The sequence below is a fragment of the Bradyrhizobium sp. JR4.3 genome, from assembly GCF_040547695.1.
GTDB lineage: Bacteria > Pseudomonadota > Alphaproteobacteria > Rhizobiales > Xanthobacteraceae > Bradyrhizobium > Bradyrhizobium canariense.
Genome location: NZ_JBEPQF010000012.1, coordinates 108,981 through 127,629 on the forward strand (window position 1 = coordinate 108,981; position 18,649 = coordinate 127,629).

The 18,649-nt window shown below is 60.7% G+C and carries 17 protein-coding genes and 1 pseudogene; 10 read left to right on the forward strand and 8 right to left on the reverse strand.

The window, feature by feature from the left end; translation table 11 throughout:
• The first annotated feature begins 10 nt into the window (after window positions 1-10).
• From trbE to ABIB91_RS20455, 8 genes are all read left to right on the forward strand, one after another.
• The gene (gene trbE / locus ABIB91_RS20420) at window positions 11-2,452 is read left to right on the forward strand and encodes a conjugal transfer protein TrbE (protein WP_354164950.1); all 2,442 of its coding nucleotides are present in this window, start codon (window positions 11-13) and stop codon (window positions 2,450-2,452) included.
• Window positions 2,449-3,180 (forward strand): P-type conjugative transfer protein TrbJ, encoded by a 732-nt coding sequence (gene trbJ / locus ABIB91_RS20425; protein WP_354164953.1) that lies wholly within the window; start codon window positions 2,449-2,451, stop codon window positions 3,178-3,180. Before trbE ends, trbJ begins: the two co-directional genes overlap by 4 nt.
• Window positions 3,180-3,536, forward strand: a complete 357-nt coding sequence (trbK-alt, locus tag ABIB91_RS20430; RefSeq protein ID WP_354164956.1) for a putative entry exclusion protein TrbK-alt — start codon at window positions 3,180-3,182, stop codon at window positions 3,534-3,536. The genes trbJ and trbK-alt overlap by 1 nt, the downstream gene beginning before the upstream one ends.
• Entirely contained in the window at window positions 3,533-4,762 is a 1,230-nt protein-coding gene (trbL, locus tag ABIB91_RS20435) for a P-type conjugative transfer protein TrbL (RefSeq protein ID WP_354164959.1), read from the forward strand. The genes trbK-alt and trbL overlap by 4 nt, the downstream gene beginning before the upstream one ends.
• A 100-nt stretch (window positions 4,763-4,862) precedes the next feature.
• A complete protein-coding gene (trbF, locus tag ABIB91_RS20440; protein ID WP_354165209.1) occupies window positions 4,863-5,546 on the forward strand; it encodes a conjugal transfer protein TrbF in 684 nt (227 codons plus the stop codon).
• Window positions 5,543-6,577: a P-type conjugative transfer protein TrbG gene (gene trbG / locus ABIB91_RS20445; RefSeq protein ID WP_502917000.1), complete on the forward strand. Its 1,035-nt coding sequence runs from the start codon at window positions 5,543-5,545 to the stop codon at window positions 6,575-6,577. The genes trbF and trbG overlap by 4 nt, the downstream gene beginning before the upstream one ends.
• Window positions 6,574-7,785 carry a TraB/TrbI/VirB10 family type IV secretion system protein gene (locus tag ABIB91_RS20450; protein ID WP_354164962.1) on the forward strand — a complete coding sequence of 404 codons (1,212 nt, stop codon included), beginning with the start codon at window positions 6,574-6,576 and terminating at the stop codon, window positions 7,783-7,785. Before trbG ends, ABIB91_RS20450 begins: the two co-directional genes overlap by 4 nt.
• Window positions 7,786-7,788: 3 nt before the next feature.
• Window positions 7,789-8,034 carry a DUF2274 domain-containing protein gene (locus ABIB91_RS20455; protein WP_007594481.1) on the forward strand — a complete coding sequence of 82 codons (246 nt, stop codon included), beginning with the start codon at window positions 7,789-7,791 and terminating at the stop codon, window positions 8,032-8,034.
• Here ABIB91_RS20455 and ABIB91_RS20460 read toward each other — a convergent pair.
• From ABIB91_RS20460 to ABIB91_RS20470, 3 genes are all read right to left on the reverse strand, one after another.
• On the reverse strand, window positions 8,001-8,960 hold the full coding sequence (locus tag ABIB91_RS20460; RefSeq protein ID WP_354164965.1) for a LysR family transcriptional regulator: 960 nt from the start codon (window positions 8,958-8,960) through the stop codon (window positions 8,001-8,003). The genes ABIB91_RS20455 and ABIB91_RS20460 overlap by 34 nt on opposite strands.
• Before the next feature lie 84 nt (window positions 8,961-9,044).
• Window positions 9,045-9,677 carry an acyl-homoserine-lactone synthase gene (locus tag ABIB91_RS20465; RefSeq protein ID WP_354164968.1) on the reverse strand — a complete coding sequence of 211 codons (633 nt, stop codon included), beginning with the start codon at window positions 9,675-9,677 and terminating at the stop codon, window positions 9,045-9,047.
• 87 nt (window positions 9,678-9,764) lie between these two features.
• Window positions 9,765-10,493 (reverse strand): LuxR family transcriptional regulator, encoded by a 729-nt coding sequence (locus tag ABIB91_RS20470; protein ID WP_354165215.1) that lies wholly within the window; start codon window positions 10,491-10,493, stop codon window positions 9,765-9,767.
• A 311-nt stretch (window positions 10,494-10,804) separates the two neighbouring features.
• Here ABIB91_RS20470 and ABIB91_RS20475 point away from each other — a divergent pair.
• A pseudogene (locus ABIB91_RS20475) lies at window positions 10,805-11,053 on the forward strand (oxidoreductase dimerization domain-containing protein); the annotation flags it as partial.
• Between the two features lie 1,047 nt (window positions 11,054-12,100).
• Here the strand turns inward: ABIB91_RS20475 and ABIB91_RS20480 are convergent.
• Genes ABIB91_RS20480 through ABIB91_RS20490 form a run of 3 tightly spaced genes read right to left on the reverse strand, consistent with a single transcriptional unit; the run spans window position 12,101 to window position 15,284 of the window.
• Entirely contained in the window at window positions 12,101-13,003 is a 903-nt protein-coding gene (locus tag ABIB91_RS20480; protein WP_007594476.1) for an efflux RND transporter periplasmic adaptor subunit, read from the reverse strand.
• A complete protein-coding gene (locus tag ABIB91_RS20485) occupies window positions 13,000-13,218 on the reverse strand; it encodes a DUF1656 domain-containing protein (RefSeq protein ID WP_219679320.1) in 219 nt (72 codons plus the stop codon). Before ABIB91_RS20485 ends, ABIB91_RS20480 begins: the two co-directional genes overlap by 4 nt.
• A complete protein-coding gene (locus ABIB91_RS20490; RefSeq protein WP_354164973.1) occupies window positions 13,215-15,284 on the reverse strand; it encodes an FUSC family protein in 2,070 nt (689 codons plus the stop codon). Before ABIB91_RS20490 ends, ABIB91_RS20485 begins: the two co-directional genes overlap by 4 nt.
• Window positions 15,285-15,374: 90 nt before the next feature.
• Between ABIB91_RS20490 and ABIB91_RS20495 the strand changes: the two genes are divergently transcribed.
• The gene (locus ABIB91_RS20495; RefSeq protein ID WP_148754953.1) at window positions 15,375-16,313 is read left to right on the forward strand and encodes an AraC family transcriptional regulator; all 939 of its coding nucleotides are present in this window, start codon (window positions 15,375-15,377) and stop codon (window positions 16,311-16,313) included.
• On the opposite strand, the gene ribB is transcribed toward ABIB91_RS20495, so the two are convergent.
• On the reverse strand, window positions 16,272-17,348 hold the full coding sequence (ribB, locus tag ABIB91_RS20500; protein ID WP_354165218.1) for a 3,4-dihydroxy-2-butanone-4-phosphate synthase: 1,077 nt from the start codon (window positions 17,346-17,348) through the stop codon (window positions 16,272-16,274). The genes ABIB91_RS20495 and ribB overlap by 42 nt on opposite strands.
• A gap of 142 nt (window positions 17,349-17,490) precedes the next feature.
• Window positions 17,491-18,114, reverse strand: coding sequence for an Lrp/AsnC family transcriptional regulator (locus ABIB91_RS20505; protein WP_007594470.1), 624 nt, complete (start codon window positions 18,112-18,114; stop codon window positions 17,491-17,493).
• Between the last annotated feature and the right edge of the window lie 535 nt (window positions 18,115-18,649).

The following is an 18,649-nucleotide window of genomic DNA, read 5'->3' on the forward strand; positions in this document are numbered from 1 at the left end:
GCCCTCGGTCATGATGAACCTTGCCGAATATCGTCATTCCAACGCGCGTCTTGCCGACTTCCTGCCTTGGGCCGCCCTGGTCGATGAGGGCATCGTCCTGAACAAGGATGGCTCGTTCCAACGAACGGCGAAATTCCGCGGCCCCGACCTCGACAGCGCAGTGCCGGCCGAACTCGTCGCCGTCGCCGGCCGTCTGAACAACGCCCTGCGCCGCCTCGGATCGGGCTGGGCCGTATTTGTCGAGGCGCAGCGCCATTTTGCGGGAGCCTATCCTCCGAGCATCTTTCCGGATGCCGCATCCGCGCTGGTCGATGCAGAACGCAGGGCCCAGTTCGAAGAAGCGGGTGCACACTACGAGTCCAGTTATTTCCTGACCTTCCTCTATCTGCCACCGGAGGAGGGCGCAGCCAAGGCAGAGCAACTGCTCTATGAGGGGCGCGATCGCTCTGTTGGCGCAGACGCTCGCGAGGTGCTCCGCGGGTTCGTCGACCAAACCAGCCGCGTGCTGGGGCTTCTGGAAGGCTTCATGCCTGAATGCGCATGGCTCGATGATCAGGCCACGCTGACCTATCTGCACTCGACGATTTCGACCAGGCGGCATCGCGTTCGCGTGCCCGAAATTCCCATGTACATCGATGCGCTGTTGGCGGACCAGCCGCTGACCGGCGGGCTCGAGCCGATGCTGGGCTCGGCCAGTCTGCGAGTTCTCACCGTCGTTGGCTTCCCGGGTGCGACCACGCCGGGAATTCTGGATGACCTCAATCGCCTGCCATTCTCGTATCGCTGGTCGACCCGGGCCATCATGCTCGACAAGACCGATGCCACCAAGCTTTTGACCAAGATCCGCCGCCAGTGGTTCGCCAAGCGGAAGTCGATCGGGGCCATTCTCAAGGAGGTCATGACCAATGAGGCCTCGACGCTGCTCGATACCGACGCCCATAACAAGACGCTTGATGCCGACGCTGCCCTGCAGGAACTGGGATCGGACCAGATCGGGCAGGCCTTCGTCACGGCGACCGTAATCGTCTGGGACGGCGATCCCAATGCTGCCGATGAAAAGCTCCGGCTGGTCGAGAAGGTCATCCAGGGCCGGGATTTCACCTGCATGATCGAGACGGTGAACGCAGTGGAGGCCTGGCTCGGCAGTCTGCCCGGGCATGTCTATGCCAATGTGCGGCAGCCTCCGGTGTCGACTCTCAACCTCGCCCATATGATTCCGATGTCGGCCGTATGGGCGGGCGAGGCGCGAGATCTGCATTTTGGCGGTCCGCCACTGCTGTTCGGAAAGACCGAGGGATCAACCCCCTTCCGGTTTTCGCTCCACGTCGGTGATGTCGGCCATACTCTGGTGGTGGGGCCGACAGGTGCTGGCAAGTCGGTCCTGCTGGCGCTGATGGCAATGCAGTTCCGCCGTTACCCGAACTCCCAAGTGTTTGCGTTCGACTTCGGTGGTTCGATCCGCGCGGCCGCGCTCGCCATGGGCGGCGATTGGCATGATCTCGGTGGTGCCTTGTCTGATGGAGGCGATGAAGCCGTCGCGCTGCAGCCGTTGGCCTGGATCGACGACGCTTCCGAGCGCGGATGGGCCACCGAATGGATTGGTGCGATCCTGGCACGCGAAAAGGTCGAGAGCACCCCGGAGGTCAAGGACCATCTGTGGTCGGCGCTGACGTCTCTCGCATCAGCACCGAGGGAGGAACGTACGCTTACGGGCCTGTCAGTCCTTCTGCAATCGAACTCCCTGAAGCGTGCTCTTCAACCCTATTGCCTGGGCGGACCATCCGGCCGGCTGCTCGATGCTGAATTCGAGCGCCTTGGCGAATCCTCCGTCCAGGCGTTCGAGACCGAAGGGTTGATCGGAACGAGCGCGGCGCCTGCCGTGCTGGCGTACCTGTTTCATCGCATTGGGGACCGTCTCGACGGCCGTCCCACGCTTCTCATTGTCGATGAAGGGTGGCTTGCCCTCGACGATGACGATTTCGCCGGCCAGCTTCGCGAGTGGCTAAAGACGCTTCGCAAGAAGAATGCGTCTGTCATCTTCGCCACCCAATCGCTTTCGGACATCGATGGTTCGGCGATCGCGCCGGCGATCATCGAAAGCTGTCCAACACGCTTGTTGCTGCCGAACGAGCGGGCGATCGAACCGCAGATTACGGCGATCTATCGCCGTTTCGGCCTGAATGATCGCCAGATCGAGCTTCTGAGCCGGGCGACGCCCAAGCGTGACTACTACTGCCAGTCGCGCCGGGGCAACAGGATGTTCGAGCTTGGTCTGGGGGAGGTTGCGCTCGCCTTCACGGCAGCGTCATCCAAGACAGACCAGGCTGCCATCGCACAGCTCTTCGCCGAACATGGATCCGACGGCTTCGTGCCGGCCTGGCTCCAGCACCGCGGCGTCGCCTGGGCCACGGACCTGATTCCCGGCCTCGTCAATCTGGAGAAGTCGCAATGAGGCGCCCTGGTCTATTCGCCGCCGCTGGCAGCATTGCCCTGACCCTTTGCATCGCGGCGCCCGCAGGAGCGCAGTGGATCGTCTTCGATCCCAACAACTACGTCCAGAACGTACTGACCGCCGCGCGCGAGCTGCAGCAGATCAGCAATCAGATCACCTCGTTGCAGAACGAAGCGCAGATGCTGATCAACCAGGCAAGGAATCTGGCAAGCCTGCCGTACTCCTCGCTGCAGCAACTGCAATCCTCGATCCAGCGGACTCAGCAATTGCTGGCCCAGGCCCAGAGGATCGCCTACGACGTCCAGCAGATCGACCGCGCGTTCTCGACCAGCTATGCGCCGGCGAACGGCAGCCAGTCCAGCCAGTTGCTGATCACCAATGCGCAATCGCGGTGGCAGAATTCTGTCGCGGCGTTGCAGGACGCGCTCCGGGTCCAGGCTGGTGTCGTCGGCAACCTCGATACCAACCGCGTCCAGACATCGGCGCTGGTGACGTCGAGCCAGGGTGCCAGCGGCGCCCTCCAGGCGACCCAGGCCGGCAACCAGATCCTCGCGCTCCAGGCGCAGCAGCTTGCCGATCTCACCGCCACTGTCGCGGCACAGGGCAGGGCGCAGAGCCTTGAGGCGGCGCAGCGCGCAGCAGCCCAGGACCAAGGACGAGAACAGCTCCGGCGATTTCTGACGCCAGGGCAGGGCTATCAATCCCAGGACGTGCGGATGTTCCACTGATGACCGATACAGGCCCATTCAAGGCGTTGTCGCTACTCATTTCAGTCGGGGTGCTGGTGGTCGCAGGCTGCGCAATTCACCTCCGTGGCGGGGAAGAGACCTCTGCGTCGCCAACGGCAGAGCAGACCAAAGACATCGATCGTTCCGAGCTTGCGCGCTGCCGCACCGTCTCCTTCGAAGATGCAGCGGACTATCAGCATTGTCAGAAGGTCTGGGCCCAAAACCGCCGTCGCTTCTTTGTCAGGCGGGACGGTGCTGCCGCTGTAGAAACCGGCGTGACAGCGGTGCCGAAAGATCAGAGCCGGATGCCACAAGGATATCCGCCCGCCCGGGTGCCCGAGGAAGGTAAGCCATGAGCGGCACCGGCATCATCGACCAGTTCCTCGAGACATTCACCCGCTACATCGACAACGGCTTCGGGCTTTTGGGTGGTGAGGTCGGGTATCTCGCGACAACGCTTGCCGCCATCGACATCACGCTTGCCGCCTTATTCTGGAGTTGGGGGCCGGACGAGGACATCATCGCGCGTCTCGTCAAGAAAACGCTCTTCGTTGGCGTCTTTGCGTATCTGATTGGCAATTGGAACAACCTCGCAAGGATCGTCTTCGAGAGCTTTGCCGGGCTTGGTTTGAAAGCGTCCGGTTCAAGCCTCTCCGCATCAGACTTCCTGCGACCGGGAAAGATCGCTCAGGTCGGGCTCGATGCTGGAAGGCCGATGCTCGATTCGATCTCTAACCTGATGGGCTACATCAGCTTCTTCGAGAATTTCGTTCAGATTGTCGTTCTCTTGTTCGCGTGGGTCGTGGTGCTGCTCGCCTTCTTTATTTTAGCGATCCAGCTCTTTGTCACGCTGATCGAGTTCAAGCTCACGACGTTGGCCGGCTTCGTGCTCATTCCCTTTGGCCTGTTTGGCAAGACGGCCTTCGCGGCAGAACGGGTCCTCGGCAACGTCATATCCTCTGGGATCAAGGTTTTGGTCCTGGCCGTCATCGTCGGCATTGGCTCAACCTTGTTCTCACAGTTCACGGCGGGTTTTGGCGGCGCGCAGCCAACAATCGAAGATGCGATGACGCTGGTGCTTGCGGCGCTCTCCCTGCTGGGCCTCGGTATCTTCGGACCGGGAATCGCAAACGGGCTAGTGTCAGGCGGACCGCAGCTCGGCGCCGGCGCCGCAATTGGAACAGGCCTTGCTGCCGGCGGCGTCATTGCGGCAGGTGCCGGCCTTGCCGCCGGTGGCGCTGGTCTGGCTGGTGGTGCGTTTGCAGGCGCGGGGCGCGGTGGAGCTGCCATCGTGAGCGGCACATCCGCGGCGTATCGAACCGGCGGTCTTGCTGGTGTCGCCGAGGCGGGTGGCTCGACGCTCATGAGCCCGTTACGTCGAGCCGCGGCCGCATTCGCCGGCAGCGGGCAGGCGAGCGATCCGGCTGCGAGCACGTCCGCAGAGGGGCAGCCCGATTGGGCGCGGCGCATGAAGCGAGCCCAGACCATTCGGCACGGCGCGTCGGCGGCCGGCCAGGCAGTGCGCTCTGGTGATCATGGCGGCAGCGGCTCTTCTGTCGATCTCTCAGAAGGGGAGCGCTGAGAGCCAGCCAACCGCCAATCTACCGCCCGCCGTCAGCAGGGCCTCAAACGGCACGCCGCACCAGTTCAAGCCAATCACTCGATCTCAGGGGCAACTATCCATGTTCAGACGACCTTCCGTTCACTACGGGCGCATGCCCGAACCTGTCACGCCCTACCAAAAGGCAGCGCAGGTCTGGGACGAACGCATTGGATCGGCGCGCGTGCAGGCCAGGAATTGGCGCTTGATGGCCTTTGGTTGCCTCATGCTCTCGGGCGGCCTGGCCGGTGGACTTGTTTGGCAGTCAGCACAGGGATCGATCACGCCTTGGGTGGTTGAGGTTGATCGCCTGGGCCAGGCCCAACGTGTCGCGCCAGCCAACATCGATTACCAGCCCACAGATGCTCAGATCGCCTATCACCTGGCGCGCTTTATCGAGGACGTCAGAGGCTTGCCGGCCGACGGCATCGTTCTGCGCCAGAATTGGCTTAGGGCGTATGACTTTACGACCGATCGTGGCGCGGCCGCGCTCAACGATTTTGCACGCAACAATGACCCCTTTGCCAAGCTGGGCAAGGCGCAGATCTCCGTCGATGTGTCGAGCGTCATCCGTGCGTCTTCAGAGAGCTTCCGGGTCGCATGGACCCAACGCATCTACGAGAATGGCTCGCTGAGTGCGACCGAGCGCTGGACCGCGATTCTCACGGTGGCAATCGAGACGCCGCGCGATGCCGAACGCCTGCGCAAGAATCCCCTTGGCGTCTATGTCCGCGCCATCAACTGGTCGAAGGAGCTGGGGCAGTGATCAAGACGACGCGTGACATGAGTTCAAAAGGTCCGATCCAATACCGCAGGTTCAGCTCGCGCAGGTGCAAGCTCGCGGGTTTGAGGCGAGCCCTTTTACCAGCCCTGCTGCTTGGCACATCAGCCCTCGCTGGATGTGCCACCTACATTCCGCCGGAAATCAGCTATGACGCCGAGGTCCCGCCATTGCCGGCGCCTCCAGTGGCGCTCGAAGACCGATCTCGCCCGCTTCACGTTCCGCCGCTCTGGAAACCCGTTCCCGGCGGTAAATCAGGGGCCAAGGAAGACGTTGAACCCGTGAGCCGGGTTGAGACCGCAAACAGCGCGGCGCGCGTGGAGCCGCGCAAAAAAGGGTACTTCAACGCGGCGCAGATTTACGCCTTCAGCCCTGGGGCGCTCTACCAGGTCTACGCCGCTCCCGGACAGATCACGGACATCGCTCTGGAAGAGGGAGAGCAATTGACGGGATCTGGACCGATCGCGGCCGGAGATACCGTGCGCTGGGTCGTAGGCGATACGGAAAGTGGTAGCGGCGACACCCGTCGCGTCCACATCCTGGTCAAGCCGACCCGGGCGTCGATCGAAACCAATCTTGTCGTCAATACCGACCGGCGCACCTACCTGATCGAGCTCCGCTCTCGCGAGCGGCCGTACATGCCGTCTGTCGCCTGGTACTATCCGGAAACCGTTCGCGAACGATCGCGCTCAGTCGCCCTCAGACCCGCAATTCCAGATCCGGCGCAGCGTGTGTTTCGTTACGCGATCGAGGGCGACAGTCCACCCTGGCGGCCGCTCGCGGCGTATGACGACGGCCGAAAGGTCTATATCGAATTCCCGCAAGGGATCGTGCAGGGCGAGATGCCACCGTTGTTCGTCATCGGCCCGGACGGCAAGACCGAGCTCGTCAATTATCGCGCCTACGGCAATGTGCTGATTGTGGACCGGCTGTTTGCAGCCGCAGAACTGCGGCTCGGCGGTGAGCACCAGCAGAAGGTCAGAATTGTCAGGACTGACGGGAGGCCGTCATCATGAACACGCAGGATGAAAACAATCGGGACGGGTCTAATCCCCCGCAAACACCGGAGGAGCAATCCAGGAGCTTCCGCCTGCGCGCCGAACCTCCGCGGGTCACGCGACTGTCCCGCAAAGTTCTCGCCGGCGGCAGCGCTGTCGCCTTGCTTGTCGTCGGCGGAGCCGTGTTGTGGTCGCTCCAGAGCAATCGCCCACGCAACCAGACGACCGACGAGCTCTATAGCACGGATCATCACAATCTTGCCGATGGAGTCGAGGCGCTGCCGAAGGACTACACGGGCGCTTCACGCCAAACCGTGCCGCAGCTTGGTCCGCCGCTCCCAGGCGACCTCGGTCGACCGATCCTGGCCGCTCAAGGCCAGTCGCCGACAATCGGTGGTGATCCGGAACAGCAACGCCGGGATCAAGAGAGCGAGGCGGCCCGCATCAGCCATCTGTTCGCTCCGAGCAACGGGAGAGAGGTGCGTCCACCCGCCGCTACGGCAGCCGGAGGCGAGCGCTTCCTGCCGCCGAATGCATCGAGCACCAGCGAGGATGGATCTGCGCAAAACGCGCAGGACCGAAAAATTGCGTTTGTGAACGGTTCTGTGGATCGCCGCACGGTAAGCCCTGACCGCGTCAGCAGGCCCGCTTCACCATACATTGTGCAGGCTGGGACGGTGATTCCAGGAGCGTTGATCACCGGGATTAGGTCAGACCTTCCCGGCCAAGTCACGGCGCAAGTGACGGAGAATTTATACGACACTCCGACCGGACGCTTTTTGCTCGTGCCACAAGGAGCGAAGCTAATTGGCAGTTATGACAGCCAGGTTTCGTTCGGCCAGTCCCGCGTTCTGCTGGTCTGGACGCGGCTGATCATGCCGAACGGCCGCTCAATTGTTCTGGAGCGGCAGCCTGGTGCAGACGCCTCAGGCTACGCCGGGCTCGAAGACCAGGTCGACAATCATTGGGGTGAACTGTTCAAGGCCGCGGCACTATCGACCTTCTTGGCGGTCGGGACTGAACTTGGCGCCGGTTCGGACACCAACAGCAGCGACAGCGCAATTATCCAGGCATTGCGCCACGGCGCCTCGGATTCACTGAACCAAACCGGGCAGCAGGTAGTTCGGCGCAGCCTCAACATTCAGCCTACTCTTACCGTGCGACCCGGCTTCCCAGTTCGCGTTGTCGTCAATCGTGACCTTATACTTGCGCCTTACGGAGGGTAGGAGATGCCAAAGCTTAGAATAGGAGCGCTGCCCGACGACAAACCGGTCAAGGTCACCACTGAACTTCCGGCATCAGTGCATCGGGATCTTGTCGCCTATGCGGAGGCCATGGCGCGCGAAAGCGGGCAGCGGATCGATCCGGCAAAGCTTGTCGCGCCGATGCTGGCCCGCTTCATGGCCACGGACCGCGGATTTGCAAAAGCGAGACGGGCCGGTCACGCCCCGGGTGTTGGCGGAGGCGAGGGATAGCGTTCTGCCAACAGATTGAGGAAACGCTTCAGAGCCGGATTCTGATTGTCTTCGCGCCAATGCGCATAGAAGTCCACCCGGCTTGGTCCCGTTCCGTCCTGCAACTCTCGGTACACAACGCCAGCGAAGCTTGTGCCAATATCCGATTCCATAGCCAGACTGAGCCCCATGCCCATACTCGTAAGACTCTTGATAATGCCGCGGCTTACGTCATGGCGCTCTACCTTGGGCCGATCGTCGGGTAGTACGAGCTTCGAAATCAAAAGATCCTCGAGCTCTCGTCCTGGATCATACTCACTTAGAAGGATCTTTTCGTTACGCAAATCTGTCCAATAGACGATCTCGCGTGCCGCCAAGACATGATCCTGCGGCAGCGAGATCAGGATGCGTTCGCTCCAGAGCAATAGTGATCTTGTGTCCTTTGAAGCCGGACGTCCAGGGCTAACGACAACGTCGACGGTTCCGTTACCGAGGGCAGTCATCAAACGAAAGCGTGAGCGTTCCATCGTTGCCAGTTCAAGCCCTGGTAGCAGCTTCTTGAGCTCACCTATCGTCGCTCGCAAATTGCCGGTGGACATGGATGTGAAGAAACCGACGACAAGATGGCCAGTATCGCCGCGGCCACCGGACCTTCCGGCATCAACGAGCATGTCGACCTGCTCCAGTATTAGCCGTGCAATGCGCAAAATTGCGCATCCGGTCAACGTAGGCTTGATACCCCCGCTTGAGCGCTCAAACAGTGAAGTGCCCACGAGGTGCTCGAGCTGACCGATAGCACGGCTGAACGCGGTGTGCTTGATTGAAAGCGCTTCCGCGGCTCGTCGAAAGCTACCGTAGTCACAAGCGGCGACCGCGAGTCGAAGCTGTTGCAGGTCAATAGCTCTCGCTGCGTTTCGCTGGTCGTTCCTGGTCTCAATTTCCGCCATGTTCATAGCTCGGTAAGCGAACCGCAAGATACCCGTCCCCGCTCTAGGCGGGGACGGGCATATCGTTTGTTGGCCTGGATCGTCCTATGCGGCCGCGGAGATTACTGGCGTCCAAAGGGCCGGTGCCGAAAGCCCGCCGGCTTTACGAAGGCTGGCCAGAGTATCGCGCGAAATCTCGAGGTAACCGGCCACGGCTAAGGTGTTGCCAATGGCGGAAGGATTGCCAATGCGCCGCAGGGGCCAACTGGCTCGTCGAAGGATTCGCTCAATACGGACGTCCGTGACGGTAACGATGTCAGTGAGTTGTCTTGAGAGTCCGAACTCGACCATTCCCGCAAATAGCTCGTAAGCAGCACGAGTAAGACCGTGATCTCCCTTCGGAGCATCGGCAGCAACATCGATTGCGAATCTACTACTTTCCCAAACGAGAGGAGTTGACGGCGCGGGTTGGTTTTCAAGAAGCGTAGGAAAGGTTTCGCAAAGCATGGTCGGGCCGAGTGTGGGGAGGAGGCGTACGGAACCTTGCACCTGCCCGTTGTCACATAGCTGGACTAGGTAAGCGGGATGCAGTGCATCGAAATCGTCGATCTCCATGTCGCCGCTGGTCTGAACGTCCCATGCCATGCGATTTTTGAAAACGCGATATCGTAACCGATGCATTTCGGCGAGAGTTTCGGCGAACTGGCCATACAAGGACGGTGTGATTAGCTGAATCATAGTCCCTCCAAGGGGTGTGTACATCGTCACCTTTGGAGCGGATCACGGGTCTTAAGTCATTACCTGTAGTTGTAGGGGGCTGCGCCCCTAATTTTGCCCTTTTCTTTTCACGGCGGCTAAGCGGGCTACCGCTTGCACAATCGTCCGAACACCGAGTTTTTTCTTCGCGCCTTCTAGGTAGAAGGCAACCGTGTTGCGCGAGATGCCGAGAATGCATCCAATCTCCCAAGCGCTCTTGCCCCGAGCTGCCCACTCCAAGCATTCGAACTCGCGCGGGGATAGGCATGCCCCCTCTATTTCGTGTACATTTGCTAGCTTTCGGCGGGTATGAGCATGGAAATACATCGCCATAAGCTGAAGAACGCGTCCATGCGATTCAATGAACCGTTCGAATTGTGGGCGGCTCTGGTCAACGGCAAAGGTCAATGCAGCGATGGGGCCGTGGCCATCGTGAATGGGCACCGTAAAGCCAAACCGAATTCCGAATTCCGCGGCCTCTTCGAAAAGCCGATGCTGTGCTTTCGATGTGAACTTCGAGTTGAAATTAACCCCCCATCGAAAGGGCTCGGGGTTTCGAAGAGCTTCTCCGATGACGGGATCAAGCACTTGATAATTGCTTCGTAGATAGTGTGCTACCCACCGCGATGGATATGTAGAGATTAGGCGCGGTTTGCCTTTGCTTGAGTGCTGGAGAGCTAGATAGGCAAAACACGATAGGTCCAAAGCGGTCGCTGTGTCCGCCATGGCTTTGGAGAAGTCTTGGAGATCTTCTGCGGTCGCTAGGAGATCAATGAAATTTTGAAAGATGCGGTGCATCGCTGCCAAGCAAGCCGTGCATGGTGCGAGAGCAGAGATCTCGCCCAATTCGTTGATTGTGCCCACAACAAGTGACCAAAGAGCCGCGCTTCGCGGCCAGTGAAGTCAGGGCAAAACGCTCTTGTACCAAACACCACAACGTCGTGTCTCGTACAGTTTGTCTTTGCCTATTCTCATAACGACCCCGGCATTTTGTGCCGAAATCGCATCCGTCACCCCCAAAGCGCCGAATGTGATGCGGCTATGCAACTGGCCAGGGGCCTGCATGTGCCGGGACACTGCGTTGACCGGCCAGAAAGGCCAGTTTGCCGACCAAGCTGATCATCGACCAAGAGACTCGCCGGATCATCGACGGTGTGATCGTTGGCCCGCAGGCTGGCGACATGATCGGAGAATCTGTCCGGCGATCGAGATGGGCGCCGATGCAATTGATATCAGCAAAACCATTCATCCGCATCCGACGTTCGGAGAAACAATAGGCCTTGCTGCCGAAGTACGAAGGTGTTTGCACGGATGTGTTGCCGGGAGCGAAGAGGTCGACCAAGCGCGCGAGCCACTAGAAATTCAAAACATGAGCCTGCATCAGGTGTCTCGCTGCCGATCGTTCATATGGGACCCGAATATGGCGGGAACTTCTCGGAGGGAGGTCAAGGTACCTTTGAGCGTTCAGGAGGAGGAATTTGCCGCGGCATGTCGATACGTCGTTCTGGAGAGAAGACCTGATCTAGCAGCATCCATCGTCATTGCAGACAGCCAGCTCAGGATTGGGAATGATCCGCATGTTCGGTCGCATTTGTAGAACTCGGTCTTGCCAGATTGGTGCGAGTTCTACATCTCGCAATCGAAGGCAAGGCGATGGCGCTGGAAAAAGTGCCTAGGCTCCTGTTCGACCTGTCGAGCTTCAGAAGAAAGACGCTCCGCGCGCTAGGTAGAGACGATCGAGGACAGTACCTCGGGAAATAGGCGCGATTTCGTCAGCGCGCGATTTAAAGGAATGGACACTCATCATCGCAACGCGAACCCAGGCAGTCATCCTCGGCAGAACCCTCGGCGATTGGGAGCTCTGAATTGCAAAAGCAGGTATGGCGGCGCGGGCATTGCGAGATCTGAGCCGGGCGATGAAATGAGCTGTTCTGGACGTGCGGAGCCTGGTGATCGGGACCCTTCAAGTTTCGCGCGCGCTTTTTGGTGCAGTCGAAATCGTACCTCGCGTCAAATGCCGAAAATGGCGCTGAGAGCTGCGGACTTCAGCACAAAATGCGGTCTGATGTGCACGATAGTAGGCTGCCCGATGTCGTTCGTTAGATTTCCGCGATCGAATTCTGCATTCGGCGTTTGCGAAAGATATCCGATCTGTCGTTTCCTCCCTCTACTTGGCCCGGCGCGATCGGCGGGCCCTTTCTCAAGGTCTGGCTACATCTGGTGCCGCGGCCAAACGGCGCTATTTCGCGATTCTTGCTTGCGCTTACGGTAACAAACGCTAGTTGTTTCTATGCTCCGGACCAGACTACGAATCTAAGGGGCGGACGTTCGAATCGTTCCGGGCGCGCCATTCAGCTTTGCTTTCATTAGATTTTCTTGGCTCCGGCTGAACGCGTTACCGAGCGTTACCGTAGAACGTCCATGGTGTTTGGCGGTGCGTTGCGGTTTCCAACATTGACTTGCACCGTCGCAGTCGTTCCGACGATCAGGCGATCGACATCTTTGCGCGGGATGCGGACCCGAACCGGAATGCGCTGGGCGAGCCTGACCCAGGAGAACGATGGATTGACGCTGGCGAGCAGGCTTGACCCCAAACTTCGATCGCGGTCCTCGATTCCGCCAGCGATACTCTCGACCCGACCGCTCAGCGTCGTTCCGCTCATCAGCTTCACGTCAACGGCGTCACCGACGTGGATCCGCGGGATCTTGGTCTCCTCGAAATAGCCTTCGACACGCACGGTGTCGATGTCGATCAGCGCCATGATGCCGCGCCCCGCGGCGAGATAGGTGCCGGGCCGTAAATCAAAATTGGTCACGCGGCCGTTCGCGGGCGCCCGGATTTCGGATCGATCGAGATCGAGCCGCGCGATCTGAAGGTCGGCCACGGCCTCACCATAAAGCGCCTTGGCTTGCAAATCCGTAGCGCGGATCGTCTCGCGCTGTTGCTGCGACACGACACCTTCGCTCAGCTTCTCGTATCGTGCGCGGTCGCTCGCTGCCTTCTCCGCGGCGGCTTCGCGGTTGGCCAGAGACGCCTCTGCTTGTTGGACGGCGAGGCGGAAACGGTCGGGATTCAGCCGCAGCAAGATATCGCCCTTGCGGACGACCTGATTGTCCCGGACCAGCACCTCGTCGACCAGCCCGGAGACATCGGCGGCAACGGCGATGATGTCGGCGCGGACGCGGCCGTCCCGTGTCCATGGCGCCGCCTCATAATGCTCCCACATGCCGATGCCGACCGGTGCCGCGACGCTCACCATCAGGACAGTGAGCATCATGCGGGGAAACATCGAACTCATCGTTGTCATAGCGGCAGCTTTCCCAGAACAGCGTAGAAGATCTTGGTCAGAATGACGAAGACGGCGAAGTCGAACAGCGCGGGGTGCCACGCATACCTTCGAATATGGACGCCGATGAATTTGCGGTTGGCCGCGGAGGCGATAAAGCAGGCCGCGAGCGCACAAGCACAGGCCAGCGCAAACGTCGGAACGTAGGCGCCGGCAATGGCGATTTCCTCGTTCATGGCATGGCCTTTCTGGACAAAGCATGAGCATCCGGAAACATCGTCCGACGCAGGCCGATCAGCGCGAGCGTTCGCTGCTGGCAGGCGGTCGTGTCTTTGCGCGTGTCGCACAGCGCGTTGTCGATCGCGGCCAGAAGGGCGCGCGCATCGTCAGGCTTCAGTTTCGCGTTGCCGCGGGCCAGCCAGCGGAATGCCTGCGACAGCATCGGCAGAAGCTGCTGGAGGCCAGGGTCGCTGCGCTCGTCCTCGTGCACTGCGGCTTGCCTGAGCGCGAGCAGATCGAGGCCGATTTGCAGCGCGGCCAAAGGACGGGCTTCCACCGCGATGTCCGTCGTCGCGCCAGCCAGCCGAGGGATCACCATGCCGAATCGATCAAGCATGATGCTGGTCCATCTGGCGCGGCTCATCGGCCGCCGTGCAGCAGCCAGCCTCGCCAGATCGGACCAGCCGTGGCGCAGCAGACGCTGCGCCGCTCCCGATGCCGACAGTGAACGCAGCAATCGAATTGCGATGAACGCTGTGAGAAGTCCGATCATCGCAGCCGCATTGCTATTGATGAACAGAGCGAAGTCGGCGCTGAATTTGTTCTGGAGGTCGAGCGCGCTGATCAGTCCGAGACCGAGCGCCAGCGCCTTGATGAAATGCCGGGGATTGGCCTGCAGATAGCCGATCACCAGAAAGGTCGGCGCCAGCGAGAACACCAGCATCGGAAAGCCGGTGATGGCCGGGAAGATCACGAACAGGTAGATCGCGGCGATCGGCAGGCAGGCCAGCGTCCAGAGCGCGGAGCAAATCAGCGTTGGCGCGGGATCGTCGAGGCTGCTGTAGAGCGCCGCGGCGATGGCGGCGATTTGCGTGGCGACGCCGCCTTCCGGCCAGGCCGTCGTGATCCAGACCGTGCAGCAGCCGAGCACGGCGACGCCAAGAGCGACGACCGACAGAACGGCAAGGCCGGGATCGCTGTGCAGGCGTCGTCTCACGTGTCGATCCCGCAGGCCAGCTTGGCTCCAAATGGCAGGGTGAGCACCGCTGTGCAATGCGCGCGACAGGTTTCGCGCGGCAGCCAGCGCTTCGATCAGCGTGGCCAATCTGGCCGCGGTTCCGGCCTCGATCAGCCGATCCCATTCGCTGCGATCGTTGCAACAGGTCGCTTCGAACGATGTGCACTTTCTGATCAGTTCGTCGGAAGTGGCCGGTGATCGCTCTGGCGCACGTGTCCAGTCGGCGAGTTCAGACAGCAGGTGGTTCAACTCGGCCGAGCGCCGCTCTCCCAAGGCGGCGAGTCCGTCCTCCACCGACAGCAGCATCGGCAAGACCAATGCGAGCTGGTCCTGCACGGCACCGATGGCGCGCAGGTCCGGCTTGCTCGCGGCGGTGTCGTAGCGCAGTTGCGTCGACAGGATCTCGATTTGCGTGATGCCCGCAGCGAGCTTCCAGCGCCCCGTATTCGGTGCCTTGTCGACGCGCGCGCAGAGCACATCGGTGGTCCGGGCGAAGGCGTCCGACAATGCGGCGCAGAGGGATTTCAGCACAGGAGTAGTGACGTCGCGCGGGAACAGCAGGGTGTGCACCAGGGTCGCACAGCCGATGCCGAGCAGGATCTCCTCGACACGCGACAGCGCGGTCACAAATACCATCGCCGGAACGTGGACGCTCGAGAACGCGATTGTCGTCGCGGTGTAGCCTGCCAGCAGGAAAGCATAGCTGCGCGGCGTGCGGTCCTGCAAGGAGATATAGAGGCAGAGTCCGGCCCATGCGGTAACGGCAACCGACAATAACGCGGGTTGATCGACCAGGATCGGGACCAGCGCCAGCGCCGCGCAGGCGCCCAGCAATGTCCCGACAAAGCGGTAGACGGCGCGTGACCGAACCGCGCCGGCGAACGGCTGTGCGGTCAGATAGACCGTGAGCATCGCCCAATACGGCCGCTCCAATCCGAGCCGGAAGGCAAAATAGATCGCGAGTATTGCCGCGATGAAGGAGTTCGCCGAGAACAGCGCCCATTTCGGATCGAGCCGGCCGGGCGCTGCTGCTGCGAGAAGCCGAGACAGAAATGGTGAAGGCATGATGTGATCGTCCGTGAAGCACGGAGACCATAGGCGTTGCTGCGTCGAGAGAATTTCGTTATTCTGCCAATTAATTGCTAAAGGATGACAATGCGCGGCACGCTCTATCAGCACTATCGGCGGTTCGATCCTGACATTTTGGACCGTCCGATCGTGGCCGGCATGGTGGATACCCGGGAGCAGGAGGACGAACTGCCGGTTCATATCCATCGCAAGGGACAGCTCGTCCTCGCCCAGCGCGGCGGTGTGACGTGCGAAGTGCCGAGCGGCCTGTGGATGGTCCCGCCGCGCTGCGGCGTCTGGATTCCCGGCGGTATGCCCCACAGCAATCGCGTCAGCGGCAACGCCAGCCTGCTGTTTCTCTATGTGGACATGGATGCGGCGAGCGTGCCGCAGGAATGCTGCACGCTGTCGATCTCACCGCTGTTGCACGAGCTGATCCATCGGATGGCGACGCTGCCCCCGCTCTACGATCCCGACGGCCCGCCCGCGCAGATCGCCGCGGTGCTCCTCAACGAGTTGATCGCCATGCCGACCGAACGGCTGCATCTTCCGATCACGCGGAGTTCGAAACTGCGTATGATCGCCGATGCCTTGATGGACAATCCGGCCGACCGTAGGACCGTGGCGGAGTGGGCGCAAGCCGTCGCGCTCGGCGAGCGGACGCTGATGCGCATTGTGCTCGCCGAGACCGGCATGACCTTCAGTCGCTGGCGTCAGCAGCTTCAGATCATCGTCGCCATCCAGAAATTGTCTGCTGGCAACACGGTTCAGTCCGTGTCCGAGGCGCTCGGCTACGAGTCGGTGAGTGCGTTCATCACCATGTTCAAGAAGGCGCTTGGCAAATCGCCGGCGCGCTACTTCTCCGAGCGCGAGGCCGGCCAGGCTGGCCCGGGGGAGACCTGCCGCGAGACGAACTGCAAGCTTCGCCGGATGCCTGAGGTGCGGGACGCGCTTAATGGACTTTCGCAACGCGGATGGCTGGAGTTAGAGCGCTTCGTTTCGGACGATCTCGATGCCGAAGCCTGACAGTCCCTTGAAGTGATGCGTCGACGACGTGAGGTGACGGATGGAGCTGATCTTGAGATCCCGCAGGATCTGGGCGCCGACGCCGATCTCGCGCCATTGCCGATTACGGTCGTCTTCGCGCGAACTGATCGGGCCTAGCGGCGCAGGCGGAACGCCCGCCGCGCCGTCGCGCAGATAGACGAGCACGCCGCTGCCATTATCCTTGAAGCGTTGCAGAATGACGTTCATCTTGGCCTGTTCCTGACCCGAGAACAAATCGCGCAGGATGTTGGGTTTGTAGAAGCGCGTAAGGACGTTGGTGCCGTCGCCCAGTTCTCCGTAGATATAGGCGACGTGATGAATTGGGTCGAACGGCGAGCGATACGAATAGCCCTGGAGCGGGCCGATCGGGCTCTCCGCCGTGACGCTCGAGACGCGCTCGATCAGCGTTTCGCGGGCCTGCCGGAAGCTGATGAGGTCTGCGATGGTGACCTGTTTCAGCTTGTGCTTGTCGGCGAACGCCGCGACTTGCGGCCCGTTCATCACCGAGCCATCGTCGTTCATCAGTTCGCTGATGACGCCGACCGGCTCGAGACCTGCCAGTCTGCACAGGTCGACGGCGGCCTCGGTGTGACCCGAGCGCATGAGTACGCCCCCTTCTTTTGCGATCAGCGGGAAGACGTGTCCCGGCCGGCAAAAATCGCCGGCGCCGGCGTTGGGGTTGGCGAGTGCACGGCAGCACGAGGCCCGCTCTTCGGCCGAGATGCCCGTACCGTTATCCGGCCGGTAGTCCACTGACACGGTGAACGCCGTGGTGTGAGCCGAGTCGTTGTTGACAACCATCGGGTCAAGCCGCAGGCGTCTCGCGTCTTCGAGGGTAATCGGAGCGCAGACGATTCCCGATGTATGGCGAATGATGAAGGCCATCTTCTCAGCGGTACACCGCGAGGCGGCAACGATGAGGTCCCCTTCGCCCTCGCGATCGTCGTCGTCGGTGACCACGACGATTTCGCCGTCGGCGAGCGCCTGCAGGGCCGCTTCGATCACACCCGTCATCTCGGTCGCTCTGCTCGCTGGAACCGACGGGTGCTCGCGTTGGGTCTTGTGCGGATTGTCAGGCTCGCAGCGCCGCTCGAGCACTCTGCCGATCTTAACTTCACCATTATTGTCAACTGGCCGGAGCGCATGGCGGGGCGCCTCATAGTCTTTCCACGCTGTAGCTGGGACGATTGGTGTCCAGCCCGATCGGCGCATCGGACAGCAAAGGACCAGTTGGGTCGTATCGGGGTCTTGGTGAGCGCTCCAGAGGGCGCGAGGGGTTGGCGCAAGCCTTGACGGTGACCGGCCGATTGGTGTCGATCGGCAGCACGGTCTTGTACGAAATGCGCTTGAGGGCCAGATTTGATCGAATGCTGCTGACGCCGGGGATGCGGGATAGTTTGTTGACAATCAGGTCTTCGAGATCTTCGATGTCGGCCGCCATGACGCGGAGCATGTAGTCGCTCTCACCGGTCATGAGATAGCATTCCATTACCTGGGCCAGCCGGTCGATGGATCGTGTGAAATTCTCGAGGGACGTCTGGACCTGCTTTTCCAGCTTGATCTGGATGAAAGCCGTTACACCAATGCCGAGCACGGCGGGATCGAGAAGGGCGATCCGTCGATCGATCACACCGAGCTTTTCGAGTGTTCTGACGCGTGCCAGACACGGCGACGGCGAGAGATTCACGCGTGATGCGAGCTCGACATTGGTCAAGCTCGCATTCTGCTGGAGCTCGTTGAGGATCTTGATATCTATTCTGTCGAGAGAGGTCGTTGACATCGCGTATCTCCCAATTATGGCAGTCTTCTGCAGCGCGTATCACCGTCGTTTGCGGGGTGATGACAATCGCGTGGTAAAAGCTAACCGCAATTGCGCTTGTGGGATTTCGACAAATCATCGACTTATATTGAAAAACCGTCAACCTTCGCATTGTGCATTGCGATCAGGAGGTTAGTTGCCTACTTCTGATACATTTTTTGCCTATGCGATATGCAGGCCGACGTTGATCCGCGGATTCGGTCAAGATGTAATGCCCGCCGCTCCATCGATTGGCTCCCCATGTCACTTGACGGGATGTGCAGCAGAGCTCGATGTCGAGAGCTGCCCTGTTTCGTACAACCGCCTGTCGTCGCGTGTGGCCCTGGTCCCACTTCGCTGACCACGCCGCGGGCGTTGCGTGAGACAAAAGGTTCGGCAGCAACGACGCCCACCCTCGTCAACCAGAAAATGGCAAAGATCGGCCGGATGCAGAGTTGGATCTAGCGACTCGACAAGTTGTTACAGCATAAAATGCTGATGAAGCTTCTGTGACAGG